This window comes from Trichocoleus sp. FACHB-591 (genome assembly GCF_014695845.1).
GTDB lineage: Bacteria > Cyanobacteriota > Cyanobacteriia > FACHB-46 > FACHB-46 > Trichocoleus.
The window spans coordinates 1-12,777 of record NZ_JACJPA010000048.1 but is presented as its reverse complement, the minus strand read 5'-3'; the positions used below and the strand labels follow the sequence as shown (position 1 = coordinate 12,777).

The 12,777-nt window shown below is 45.3% G+C and carries 13 protein-coding genes and 1 pseudogene; 3 read left to right on the top strand and 11 right to left on the bottom strand.

Features of this window, described 5'->3' with window-relative positions:
* Positions 1-80: 80 nt before the first annotated feature.
* The 11 genes from H6F90_RS10630 to H6F90_RS10580 form a co-directional block, all read right to left on the bottom strand.
* Positions 81-2,192 (bottom strand): ATP-binding protein, encoded by a 2,112-nt coding sequence (locus H6F90_RS10630; RefSeq protein ID WP_190552455.1) that lies wholly within the window; start codon positions 2,190-2,192, stop codon positions 81-83.
* Positions 2,193-2,218: 26 nt separating this feature from the next.
* Entirely contained in the window at positions 2,219-2,404 is a 186-nt protein-coding gene (locus H6F90_RS10625) for a hypothetical protein (protein WP_190552454.1), read from the bottom strand.
* Between the two features lie 62 nt (positions 2,405-2,466).
* A complete protein-coding gene (locus H6F90_RS10620; protein ID WP_190552453.1) occupies positions 2,467-3,528 on the bottom strand; it encodes a catalase family protein in 1,062 nt (353 codons plus the stop codon).
* A gap of 360 nt (positions 3,529-3,888) precedes the next feature.
* On the bottom strand, positions 3,889-5,355 hold the full coding sequence (locus H6F90_RS10615) for a CHAT domain-containing protein (protein WP_199295852.1): 1,467 nt from the start codon (positions 5,353-5,355) through the stop codon (positions 3,889-3,891).
* Positions 5,328-6,278 (bottom strand): hypothetical protein, encoded by a 951-nt coding sequence (locus tag H6F90_RS10610; protein WP_190552452.1) that lies wholly within the window; start codon positions 6,276-6,278, stop codon positions 5,328-5,330. Before H6F90_RS10610 ends, H6F90_RS10615 begins: the two co-directional genes overlap by 28 nt.
* Positions 6,279-6,528: 250 nt before the next feature.
* Positions 6,529-7,314, bottom strand: a complete 786-nt coding sequence (locus H6F90_RS10605) for a hypothetical protein (protein WP_190552451.1) — start codon at positions 7,312-7,314, stop codon at positions 6,529-6,531.
* Positions 7,315-7,378: 64 nt separating this feature from the next.
* The gene (locus H6F90_RS10600) at positions 7,379-7,747 is read right to left on the bottom strand and encodes a DUF1304 domain-containing protein (protein ID WP_199295851.1); all 369 of its coding nucleotides are present in this window, start codon (positions 7,745-7,747) and stop codon (positions 7,379-7,381) included.
* Complete coding sequence (locus H6F90_RS10595) at positions 7,744-8,532, bottom strand: dienelactone hydrolase family protein (protein ID WP_190552450.1); 789 nt, start codon at positions 8,530-8,532, stop codon at positions 7,744-7,746. Before H6F90_RS10595 ends, H6F90_RS10600 begins: the two co-directional genes overlap by 4 nt.
* 148 nt (positions 8,533-8,680) lie before the next feature.
* The gene (locus H6F90_RS10590; RefSeq protein WP_242024417.1) at positions 8,681-9,547 is read right to left on the bottom strand and encodes an N-acetylmuramoyl-L-alanine amidase; all 867 of its coding nucleotides are present in this window, start codon (positions 9,545-9,547) and stop codon (positions 8,681-8,683) included.
* Between the two features lie 124 nt (positions 9,548-9,671).
* Positions 9,672-10,244 carry a transglycosylase SLT domain-containing protein gene (locus tag H6F90_RS10585; RefSeq protein WP_199295850.1) on the bottom strand — a complete coding sequence of 191 codons (573 nt, stop codon included), beginning with the start codon at positions 10,242-10,244 and terminating at the stop codon, positions 9,672-9,674.
* A 46-nt stretch (positions 10,245-10,290) separates the two neighbouring features.
* Positions 10,291-11,163: a peptidoglycan-binding protein gene (locus H6F90_RS10580; protein WP_199295849.1), complete on the bottom strand. Its 873-nt coding sequence runs from the start codon at positions 11,161-11,163 to the stop codon at positions 10,291-10,293.
* 618 nt (positions 11,164-11,781) lie between these two features.
* Here H6F90_RS10580 and H6F90_RS10575 point away from each other — a divergent pair.
* From H6F90_RS10575 to H6F90_RS31470, 3 genes and pseudogenes are all read left to right on the top strand, one after another.
* Entirely contained in the window at positions 11,782-12,033 is a 252-nt protein-coding gene (locus tag H6F90_RS10575; protein WP_190552447.1) for a hypothetical protein, read from the top strand.
* A gap of 132 nt (positions 12,034-12,165) precedes the next feature.
* A pseudogene (locus H6F90_RS31475) lies at positions 12,166-12,234 on the top strand (hypothetical protein); the annotation flags it as partial.
* The gene (locus H6F90_RS31470) at positions 12,208-12,699 is read left to right on the top strand and encodes a WD40 repeat domain-containing protein (protein WP_370587991.1); all 492 of its coding nucleotides are present in this window, start codon (positions 12,208-12,210) and stop codon (positions 12,697-12,699) included. The pseudogene H6F90_RS31475 and the gene H6F90_RS31470, both read left to right, overlap by 27 nt.
* The last annotated feature ends 78 nt before the right edge of the window (positions 12,700-12,777 follow it).

The following is a 12,777-nucleotide window of genomic DNA, read 5'->3' as shown; positions in this document are numbered from 1 at the left end:
CTCAGGGGTGAGGGTGACCGTGTACTTTTCTGGCATGAGGAGGGGATTGTTGATTTTCAACCAGTTTCCCTGACTTCTCTCTACCTGTCAAAATCGGTGTGTCGAACTACTAGTGCTTGAGGAAGCAAATCAGGGAATTTATTTGCTAATGCAGTCAGAGCCTCAAGGCGACTGGAAGTATGTTGGCTAGCAAGAGCAATTTCTAGGGCTCTAGGAATTAGATCAGGTGTTAATTGATTCAAAATTCCTTGTAACGCCTTCCTATCATAACCGGAGGTCCGAAGAGACGAAACGACTTCTAGTGATCGAGGAAGCAGATCAGGCGTAAGTTCATCTCCTAATTCCGTTAACGCTTGGGCGCGATCAGAGTCTTCTTGAATAGCTCGTACGGATTGTAGAGCAGCTTGTAGTATTTGAAGTTTTAACAGTTCTGTATTGGGCAAGTACTTAGCCAGTGCTGTTAGGTTTCTAGCTCTTGCCTGCGGATTTGAGATTTGTAGAGCGTAGGCGAAAGCTTTGCTAGTTTTCCAATACCGATGTTTAACGAGAGTAACTAGCAGTTCTTTTGGAATTCCTGCCAGACTATTAATTGAGGCTTTAATTAATGCATAACGGCACTGCAACCCAATACTTTTTCCAGGGTCACTTTCATAGGCTTCATCTGCTTGTGCCCAAGCTAGTTCCACATCTGCTAAGAAGCTAGCAGTTTCCCCTTCACTATCCTTCAGCTTAAACCAAGCATTCTTGTCAGCGTTTTCTAGATTCAACAACAGATGGAGTTCATTAACTCGATTGCCCTTCACCAGATGTTGAGCTAGATGCTGCCGACCATACCCATCAATCTTATCAAGCTGCACCTCATTCCAAGGTTTATCTTCAGGACGGTAGTATTCTAGCAATCGTTGATGTTGTTCTTGTTCAGGCAGATAGTAACGGTTATTCGACTTCTTCTTACGAATCACTAGCTGCCGTTTACTTAGAAAATCCGCGACTGATTGATGGTAAAGCTTATACTGGGTTTCCTCTTCCTCTGCTTCAATCTCATCTAGAAACTGTTGCAAGTCATTCAAACAATCCCAGACCACTGATTCCTTTAGTTTAGTAAATACCCGAATTTGGCTCTCAGTTAAACTTTCCTGTGCGGCTAGAAGCGCTCCCATTACGGGTGCGTAAACTTCTACCCAGTCCTTCTTTCCCAGTTCCACCACCCGTCTCAAGGAGCTGTAATACAACTCATCCAAACCCTGCGGTAATCCATCCAAGTTAGCGAAGCTTTGCTGCCCTAAAGCCACAGATTCTAATAAGAAACGAACATACAAAAAATTCCCTTCTGATTTCTCAATCAGTTTAGTTATCAAATTTTCTTGATTCAGTTCTTCTGCTTGCAAAGCGCTTTGCAGTGGCTCCTCTTGCCTAAATTTTGTATCAATGTACGCCCTTACATCCTGTTGATTTTTATCTAAGTTCTCCGCTGCTGAAAGAAATAGCTCTTCGTACGCATTTAGCTTTTCTTTAACTCGACCCTCATTCCGACTGGTCAAAATCAATCCCGGCTTAATACTGTCAGACAGCTTTGAAAGCAAACTAACAATCGTACTCTCCCCATCATGGGTCAGTGCCTCATCCAAACTGTCCACGAGGATTGTTACAGGTTGACTAAACCCCTCTTGCTGAATTTGCCGTAACGGATTCACAACCACCTGAGTAAACGCCTCCTGCCCTGTTAGACCAGAAATTGTCAGGTTCTGAATCATCACCCCTGTAATATTGCTACTTTGGGCAGTACCAATGGTTTGTTCAACATTGATGTTGGTTGTCTTTTCTCCAATATCCTTCAACGCCAACCCAAATTCAGGAATACTTGTTGCCAGTTGTAGTGCCAGCGATCGCGCAAACTCCTTTGGGTCTGTCCAAACACTGTCTCGCGCTGAACAGAAGTGAACGGCTTGAAGAAACCCTGCTTTCAACCCTGGGTAAGTCTCTACTCCTTGAGCAAATTGAGCCAAACGAGCCACGATCGCTGTTTTGCCACTTCCTGGTTCTCCGGTCAACAAGAAGAATCGATCGCTCTCCGGATCAGCTAGCCAATTTTGAATTGCCTTAAACACCCACTCCCGCCCAGTAAAATTGAGAGTACGATCGGCAATATAATCCGAGAAATCAATTCCTAATTTGGGATTGAGAAATGGCATAGCTAGTTTCAGTAATTTTTCATCAGTCAGATAAGGTGATAAGTGATCGCACTCTTTCCTACCCCTGGTTCCCCTGTAAGGATGAAGAACCGCTCATCTGACTCCCTCAACCAGCGATCGATGTTGTCAAACACCCATTGTCGCCCCGTGAAATTCTTGGCGAGTTTTTCCAGGTCAGGGGTGGAATCGATCGCAGATAGGCGAGTAGTCATTGCATTGTTTAATATAGATTAAGTGCGACGAATCGGCGAGGGAAAAGTGTTGGGAGAACTAACTAAGGCTGACTATCAAAATCTTCGTCTTTTGGTTCCTGTTTGTTCTTCTGGTTGAGTTGATGGCGTAGCTTAGAAATTACCTGATACACCTTCTTTCGCACACGATTCACGCCTCCCAATGGTTTATGTTCAGGGAGAGCGTGCCAGGGATTAAACGATAGATTTTCGTCAAAAGCCCTGCGAGACTCTGTATCGAATTGCTGTTTGGGAATCCGAATAGTTGCCACCTTAATGAAAGGAGACTCCTGCTCACTCCATTCGACTGTGGCATCCTCAATCGGCATTCGTTCTGCATTAGTCTGCACCTGTACAGCAAAATCAAAGTAAACATCCTGCTGACTAAGCTGCTGCACCATCGCTTCCCGAAAGAAATTATCCGACTTGGAAGTTGGCACTCCAGCTTTCATCGATTCCAACTCACGAGGAATTGCTGCAAATTTAATGGCGTGCGATCCCAATTGGTAAGGAGTTGTACTCCAGTACTTTGCTTGTAATGGGTTTGCCATCTGCTGCTGGCGAATGGTCTTGAGGATGCCCACCTGCTTTCGATGAAAAGGGGCAAACATCAGGAGAAACGGTAGCGGTTTTAGAGGCGCGATCGGCATGTTTTTGACCGCTAACAGGGCTTTAGAAATCGCTAGCGTATCTTGGGCATCTTGAAGAAACAACACAGGATAGTTAATCAGAATAAAATCCTGGGTTTCGGCATTCCTTTCATCCTCTAGCAGCTTTTCACCAGAGACACCTACCAGCTTGATTGCCATACCGCGAACATCACCCTTTAGATCAGACTGAACGTTCGATGAACCATTGGAGAAACGAATCCAGGCGCGGTAGGTGCGAGGTTCTTTGAACACTCCAATCCTAAAATGCTCCGGCACATCTTCTACAGTAAATTCAGCTTTAACACAGCCATGACTTTTCGGGTGTTGTTGCCGCTGCACTGGATCAGAAGCCTTGTTCAAAAGATCTTGTGAGAGCTTGATGATTGCAGCGATCGCTTGCTTCTCACTCTCAGGCGGATTTTCTTGTCCTAGCTTTAAATTGGTAGTAGGTGTCATAAGAACTCATCAACGAGATAAATAGACAAAGCTTACTGAACTCAACACTTTAATCAGTTGCAGACTTACGAGAAGAGGCGATAGACTTAACACACTTGATAAGGAGCGATCGCACTCTTCCCCACTCCCAGTTTCCCTGTCAATACAAAGAATTGATCCTCAGATTCCCTTAACCAGTGATCGATGGCGTCAAACACTCACTGTCGCCCAGTGAAATTGTTAGTGAGTTTGGCAATGTCAGAAGCGAAATCGATCGCGGATAGACGATTCGTCATAGAGACTATTTCAATGCGGGTTGGATGTGCTGAATGGGACGAAAAGAGCGATCACTACCAAAAGGTTGATAGCAAAAGCTCCAGATCAGACATCTCCAAGCTGGGTTCCTATAGCATTCACATCCTTGGCTTCGTCAATATCGAGGTCAGCTTTGACTTCTCCTGAGCCTCCTCCCACATCTCCGACTTTAGCACCTATGAGCTTTGCCTTCTCAGCCTTTCCCACTTTGACTTCACCTTCAACCATTCCTGAAATTAATTTGTCAACTTCAGCTCCAGCTGCCTCAACATCTTTAGCTTCATCAACATCTACTTTCCCTCTTACCAAATTGCTTGCTGAAGCCGAAGTTGAGCTACTTGTTTGAGCAGTTGGATTATCTTCTGGTCGTTGAAACAGGTACCCATCCTGAACCCGCATGAAGATAACTGGTGTTGCAAAATCTCGTTTACGGAATTGAGTCGGACCTAAAGCAATTGATTGCCTTCCATTTTGTGCTGCAATATCAACAGGATCACCTTTTGCTAAGCGATCATAGAACTTACGAGCAAATCGACTAGCTGAGCTATTGGAAACCTCATATTGCATTGCGACAACCACGGGAATGTTCATCTGTACAACCCTGGAAGCAACGCCAGCAAAAGCTTGAGATGCAGATAACATCCCTCCTTCACAGGCTTGTAGCATGACTACTCCAGGACGATGTTGAGCGAACAATCCGCTGAAGAAATCAGCATCTACCCACATGGCTTCATCTTCAAAATCTGGGTCTGTGAAAGCAATCTGCCCAACCTCTTGATTAGATTCGTTCTGTAGACGACCATGCCCAATGAAGTGAAAAATATGAGGTTCTTCTCTCAAAATCTCATTAATTGCTTCAGCATTTGCTGAACCAACAATAGGCAATAGTTCAATGGGTATAGCTTGGTCATTTGCCAATTTCTCTAATGCTTCTTGGATCGGTTGATACTTTACTGTAGGCAAGCTATCGGGTGCCGAGATGGCTAAAGCAATTCTTAGTTTTTCTCCTTCTTTCAATTTAATTGGGGAAGCAGGGTTCCATTGGGAGCGACGGCGAGAGAATACAATACTTGGGTCTGTCGCAAATCGGATTTCGCCCAGATTAACTTTTTGGGGCAAGCACATGAATTCCCAGGGTAATGCTGCTATTTCAGGCATCCCTCGCTCATCGATGTCCAGTTCCACTCTTAAGAGCTGTTTTTCCTGCTGAACAACTTGGAAGTGAAAGTTGACAAAGTCTTGACGCAGTACGTCGTCAAACAAAATCTCAAATAATGCTTCTCCAATAGCTCGTGTTTGAGTAGAATCGTTCAACTCATTCTCAATATTGTTTCGGGCAATCTCAAGAATTGGTTGTGCTGCGGCAATCCTTTCTTGATACCGGAACACACCTGAAGGTTCACCTAGAGATTGATGCTGGGGATTTGATTTCTCTACTTCCACCCGTTCTCGGTTAGCAACTTTAATCCGATAGGTATAGTACGTTTTGGACATTCTCTTAAGCCTTAGCGATTCCTTAAGGGCAATATCCATTCCTCAGCAGCACCCCGGGCAAACTGGCTAGCAGCATCATTCTTCTGGTGCAATAACTTCTTAAAGTTTTCTGATAATTCACCCATGACATCCCTTATATCAGCCGTCAACCAGTTCATATCAGGTTCTGCCCAAGCTGTACCACGCAAAGTAAATGATTCTGTACCTTTAGGAACTTTGAAAACCACTGCAAACTTAGCTGTTCCAACCTTCTGAAGATCCTGATCCTGAATCCGCCAGTAGCAGAAAGAGTTGTTTTCACCCACTGCTAAAATCTCAGGTTGCCCCAATTCATACTTGAACGAAGGAATGGCCACAAAGCCTTTAAACTCATTTTTGCTCGTTGCGTTCGCTTTTAGCCCTTCTGGAAGAAGAGCGACGAATTCAGCTAGCCTAGAGGAATCAACGCCTGCACTCCAGTCTAAGTTACCGTTTAACCCTGCATCCATTCCAACCCCAAAGTTCAAGACAGAACGCCACTTATCCGTTGGAAAAATTGTCTGGACAATCAGTCCCTTATCGTCTGGCACCTCAAACTCTAATTCGCAGGTCAACCGCCAAAACCGAGCGCCAGGTTTAGGAATTAACGCAACTGAAAGAGTCATGTAGTAAAAATCAAATTGCTCCCGCATCTGCTGTTGATAGATGCTGTTTAATTCAATACCACTTTGAGTAAAAGTTTCCTCAGTGAGAGCGATGAGCCTGTCACGGGGATCGCCAAAACTTACCCTAGTCTCAAAAAGGCTAGCTACTGCTTTTGCCCCCTTCTTCAGTTTGCTGCCCTCTAAGAGATTGTTTTCGTAGGTAAGCTCTAACTTTGTTCCTCCTGCAAGATTACCTTCCCATTCCAGAACATTAATGAATAGTCCAGAGAGTAGAGAGTTAGCTTCTTCTAAATTTGGAGAGTTAATCGCGTCGGTCATTCTTTCAACTCCTTGGGTTCAATTAGTGATACGAACAGGCTGTGTGTAATTAGGAGCTTGGTTGGTAAAAAAATTATGTCTTACTACGCACTAATGTTTTGACAAGTATTAATGCTTATTGACAAATTCCCTCCTCTTACGTGCCCCGTAATAACACAGAACCTTTGTCAGGGTTCTCGCCTTTAAGGGAGAACTCAACACCGGAAAGCGGGAACAGGACCATCGCAATCCTTCTTCATACCTGAATTCTCTAAGCCTTGTAATCTGCCGTCTCCAGAAAGTACTGTATTCCTGTCTCGATCGCCTTATTGGGCTGCTGACCATTCACCTGCACCGCTGGTTTATCCCCTGGTTTTAGCGCCTGCTTCAAATTTGCCTGAGAATCTGGAGTTGGACGATTGGGTAAAACCAGACGCACGGCTTTAGCCGACTCAGTATCTGTCAAGGGCAATGGAGACTTCAAAGCTACAACCTGATCAAAATCTGGAGGTGCAGTAATCAAGTGAGCTGCAAGTTGCTCAGCACTAGTGCCAAACAGCAAATACTCTGATGTAGTAGGTTGTTTAGCTCCTACTTTAAACTGGCGAAAATGCAGCACTCGCTTTAGTTTGACGGTCACATCGCTCGCTAGCAACTTTGGCTTGGTTGCGGATCGCTCATATTGCCCGCTGTAAATGTTGGCTTTGAACGAGGTGAGTTTTCCTGCTGCAAATTCTGGCAGTACAAACTTCTGCGTCGGCTCAATCGTGAACTCATTCTGATTGGCATCCTTCTTCTGAGCATCCAGATAAATCTTTTGTGGATTATTCGTCCCCTCAAGGCTCACCTCAAATAATCCCTGGTAATCATGGCAAGAATTGTTGAATAACCCCATATGAGACAGGTAAACCGACTGCTCACCGACAATTCGCATTCCATGAATGCAAGGTGAATCACTGGCTTGGGCATGAGCAGGACTTGGAAGCTGAAATAGCAGTATCAGCGCGATCGCGACCCCCCAAACTAATTCCTGCCACTTGTCGCATAGCCTATTCATCAGCATCTCTCTTAAATTAAGTACACCGACAAGTTGATGGGTTAAGCCTTAGCTGCTCACTGCTTTAGTTACACTCCGATTCGAAGCTAGCAGTAGCAGTAGACCAATCACGGCTGGAACAGTTTGAATTAGAAGGGCAGGGGCGGCCCAAGCTAAAACTGCCATAAATACCCGCGATCGCAATACATGATAGAAAAAATATCCAAATCGAGAAGGACTTCTGTTTATCCCAGAGCCCCCAAATCAAACCAACTGCCAGAAAGCCGTTGTAAAGCCCTTGGTTAGCGGCCAGAATCGCTGCTAACTTCTCTGGCGTGAAGTCCTGAAACTTACCTTGAACCAGAGGAGTAGACCAAAAAAACATCTCTAAGCTCAGAACACCTAAGTGTAATAAGGCGATCGCTCCAATCAATATCTTGGTTAATTTGTTCATTGTTCACTACCTGCGTGATCCGCTAATTGTTGCTTGAGAAAAGTCAGTACCCTATCCATTGCTTGTTGGGTCGGATTACCCTGCTCATCTACAAAGCTATAGGTCAGCACTGAATGAGGTGGGAGTAGGCCATATGCCTTTTTTCCAGCTTCTGAAGGGATCTCTGTTCCATCAAATGCCTCTCCAAATTCTTGCCGTAGCCTCTCAAATCGCTCTGCTGGGCAAAGTTGGTCTTGAGTAAATCGAAATCCCAAAAGGGGAACCCCATTAGCAGCATTGATTTTTGCTGCTTCCAGTTCTTCTGGAGCCATGCCCAAAGATTGGCGATCTGGCTTAGTTCGGCCAAAGGGTAATCCCGGTTGGCAAATCACGGGAGCGATCATCTCTGGTTCGAGCATCATAGAGAGCACAAACCCGCCTGTGATACACATCCCAATGGCTCCGACGCCTCGACCTCCACATTGTGGATAAACTTCACGGCACAAGGCTCTGAGCCAATTTGTAATCGGGCTTGATTCATGACGAGCTAAGCAGCGGAACTCCCGGCTGATGCAGACGTGAATCAGATTGCTCAAGAACGAAGACCGCCCCGGTTTACCAAACATGAGAGGTAGAAAAACTGTAAACCCTTGAGCGGCAACTCGCTCTGCCAATTCAATACACTCAGTCGTCATACCCGGTAACTCATGCAGAATTAGAACAGCAGGCCCTTTGCCTTGGTAATAGACTTTATGAGTTGAGTTCTGCCAAGTGAAACTTACCTGAGAAAAATTTGAAAAGGTCATTCATCATACCCTAGTCATTGTCTAGCTAATGGGAGCGATCGCTTACCAGCAAAGGTAAGCGATCGCCATACAGAATAGAATGAGCTTCTAAATACTCAGCAGTCTACTTAAGTTCTATCCTTGAGAGAAGCCATCACGGGTTGAACGGTTACATCCCTAAAGCACTTCGGGTTTTGGCTCCCACAATGCCATCAGGTGTTAGGTTGAAGCTCTTTTGAAAAGCAATGACAGCGACATGAGTATTTTCGCCAAAGATGCCATCAACGGCTCCTGGCTGGAATCCCTGAGCAATCAGCAGTCGCTGTAACTTCATCACCTCTGGCCCGTTGGAGCCCAATTTGAGAATCTGATCAGTAGGGTTGTTGTTTAAGTTTGCTGAAGTGATTTGAAGCCCTAGTTTATCAGCTACTTCCTGCCGCAGGCGGGGAAGCTGGCCATATAACCAATCACCAGGACATTGGGTACTGCTGAAATCTCGATGTCCTCTGATGTTGGCAGGGCTAATATTACAAGAGCTGCAAAGAGAAGCACATAGCTCTACAAGGCTGTCCCATTGTTTTTGCTCCATCTGAAAGGTCATGAAGTTACCTTCATTCTCAATCCCAGGAGATTGGTTACCACCCGCTAACTTCCCAGGGTCCTGAGCCGCATGAGCAGATTGAACACAGCGCCCTTTCAGAACCGCTTCTAGAGAACCATGACGGCCTTCCAGGACAAAACCTCCTGTTGTATTCAGGAAGTTGTGACCAGAATCTGAGAACCCTCTATTCATATGATCTTTTTGGATACCACGAGCAAATTGCTTGGCTCCATCAAGAGTTCTTTGAGATGGATCATTAGGAGGATTGTTGTTAGCGGTGTGATGAACGATAACGTATTGAGGAGTTGTAATGGAAAATGGGGAAGCGCCAACTTTAGGAGACTGAGCACCCCATTCACTGGTTTTAATCACTTTAGCGGTAAAAGGCATTGAACCGTATCCTTTTAAATTTTGGAATAGTACGAAAACTGTCATGACCGTAGCTGTCAATCCAACTCACTTGTGACTGATCAGCTCTAAAAATCCTTAGATTGCACAAGTGAGTTCCTGTTTGAGTTATGACCGCATTTAAGAACGCAAGGAGTTTTGCAAGCGTAATTTAGAGATGGGCAGCATAGAACTGTGCCCGTGCCATGACATCAGAACCGTAGTCATTGCCAGTCGTACCCGTATCCATGCCGCTTTTTGTTTGAATATTGCTGACACCTGAGTTGTAAGCAGCAGCAGCACCTTTGAGTAAGTACTCGTCTTCCCAAGTGGGGTGATTCGCTGCAACTTGTTGCAGAAAACCAACCAAGATTTGGGTAGCTTGCTCAATATGAGCAGTACTCACTGGGTCGTTGTCGATTGGGATGTCGTGAAAGCGTTTGTCAATTTGCATGATGCCAAAGGCGTTGCCACCGTCACCAAAGCCTTGGTCTAAAGCATTCCCACATCTCGATTCACGGCTGGCGATCGCGGCTAGTAAGGCGGGTGGAAGATTGAATTTATCCCCAACTTTGCGGAATCGATCGGCGATCGCCATGACTCTGCCAAGATCCGTCTTTGCCATCTGCTGAGAAGCGGCAATGCCTGCCGATAACCCATCTTGGCTAGCAGTATCAGCAGAAGCTCCTGTGGTTGGTGCTTTTATTAAAGCTTGACTCCAGCGATTGAGCGCGCTTGCGACCATATCATTCATCCTTCAGTTTCGCTAATATTGTTGAAATCGTTTGTGCTCAAACGGCTATGCCTAGAGCCTTACGAGTTTGTGGTCCTACAATTCCGTCTTTGCCTAATCCTTTTTGATCCTGGAAATTCTTGACAGCAACCTCAGTCGCAGCATCATAGTTGCCGCTGACTTGGTTATTACTGAGAAAACCAGCGTTTACTAGTGCCTGTTGCACCTTCCGTACATCTTCACCCTGCAGGTTAGGGGTGACTAGCTTGAGAAGTCGGGTTGTCTTGAAGCCTTCTGCAGGGGACCGATTCATCCGAGCAGCGGTTTGCGGCCCAAACAAACTATCCGCTGTAATTTGATCACTAGGGTTTTGCTTGTTCCAGAGTTTCTGGAAAGCTGTAACGCCGATATCACCGATATCATCTCGGACGCCCGCACCCATATAAGTGAAATGAAAGGGATCGTGTAGCCCAAGCCAATCCCATCCTTCGGCTTCTAGGGCTGCTCGCCAAGCAACAAAATTTGCATCCTGATCTGGGTTATCTGGAGTTGCGACTGAGATATCTAAAGCAAGTCCATCCTCATGATTGCTTAACCCTGGCTTAGCAGCGAGACTAATTCCACTTCTTCCCATCTCATAAAAGGTGCGGAGCATGTGCTGTTGGGCAACGGTGCGATAAGCTGAGTTGATGCTGAGTACTGCGCCACCTCGAGCTCTGATTGCGCGCCGGAGCGCCTCTTTTGCCGCAGGTTGAAGAAACAGGTTGACAGATGGACTGACATCAACATTCAGGTCCTCAGCGCTCACTAAAACATTGGGGATCAGAAGATTCATCTCAGCAATGATTTGTAAGCTCAGGCCCCTTACTTTCGAGGTGTCAGCAATATTTCGAGCTGCTTGATCAGCAATGACTTGTTGAACCGTGGGCATGGATAGTCTTTCCTAAAATTATTAACAAAGCAGCGCTCAATACCTCAGAAACACTGCTGGAAGCGACGAAAACCTGTTTAAGGCTCGGTAGATACCAACCCATCAAAACCCTGTCTTACATCTACCTCTAAAAATGTTTCCCGAAACTCACCCTTATTCCGTATTATTACTGTAAAGATTTTATAAATTTATACTGTTTTGCGTGCAGCTTTTATCTGCCATTCCTCATTGCACTCACTAAGGGTTTTTTCCTAGTCTTCTTCAAGCTCTGGGTTGCCTTGCCCGCAATCTAACCTGCCTAAACCCGATTTGGCAGTTGCTGAAAAGTCAGAAGAAAGTCAGAAAAGGTCAGGCAATCCTAGAAATGGTAGAGGCTGCGAAGCAAGGACTACTTTGAAATTAGCTATCTTAAAAAGGATGATTAGCTGACTGCGATCGCCTTGCTGACAGGAAGAGTGAGAAGGCAATCTAAAACTTGCTGATGCCAGCTTTTTAGCTAGAAAGGGTTTATGAAAGGTTAATTGCTGCATGCAAAAGTCTTGTTAAGTTTTACTCGGTTCCTGAGCTTCTTTGGTTAAAACTGTTACTTGTGATATCAAAATATTTTTATCAGCTTCTATGTCCGCTGAGCTGCCTACCCATCTGTCTGCGATCGATTTCACCCTTGATTTGAAAAAGCTCACCAGGGATTTCACTGGGCGACAATGGGTGTTTGATGATATCGATCGCTGGTTGAGGGAATCAGACGAGCGGTTCTTCATCCTTACAGGGGAGCCGGGAGTGGGGAAGAGCGCGATCGCCGCTCGTTTAGCCCTAATCCCTGCTCCAGCGATAAAGAATTATTCTTGGTACAAGCAGCTATTAGATTAAGTGCCCATCTCGTATCACGAGAACCAACATTGTTGCGAAGTCAGCTATACGGACGATTGATGAGTCAAAATACATCCAAAATTAAGGGGATGTTAGACAGTAAGTCCAAAATCCCCTAGAGAGCATGTTGAGCCAATCAAGGCAGTTATCATTTCTCCTCAAGGTAGTCAGGCAATCTCAGCTTCAGCAGACAAAACTCTCAAACTATGGGACATTCAATCAGGTCAATGCTTACGAACTTTAACAGGGCACACAAATTGGATTTATGATGTTGCTTTTTTGTCTCAAGGCAGTCAAGCAATCTCAGCTTCAGCAGACAGAACTCTCAAACTATGGGACATTCAATCAGGTCAATGCTTACGAACTTTATCGGGACACGGGAACTGGGTGAGGGCTGTAGCACTTCTCTGTGGAGATAGATATGTACTCTCTGCCTCGGATGATTGTACTCTTAAACTATGGGATCTAGAATCTGGTGAATGTTTACACACCTTGAAAGGTAGTAAAACTCCAGTAACTGGTGTAGCAGCCTCTTCTCAGGGTAACCATGCTATTTCTAGTTCACTAGACAGATCACTTCTATGGTGGGATTTGCGATCAGGCCAGTGCTTGAAGATCCTGGAAAGACATAAAACCTTATCGGAAATAGAAAGGGATGTTGATTAAGTCACTCCTTGCCCTCTGGATCTGCAACTAAACCGCTTGGAGCTTCTGCTTCGCTTTTTGAGAGCGGTAGGTGAGTCG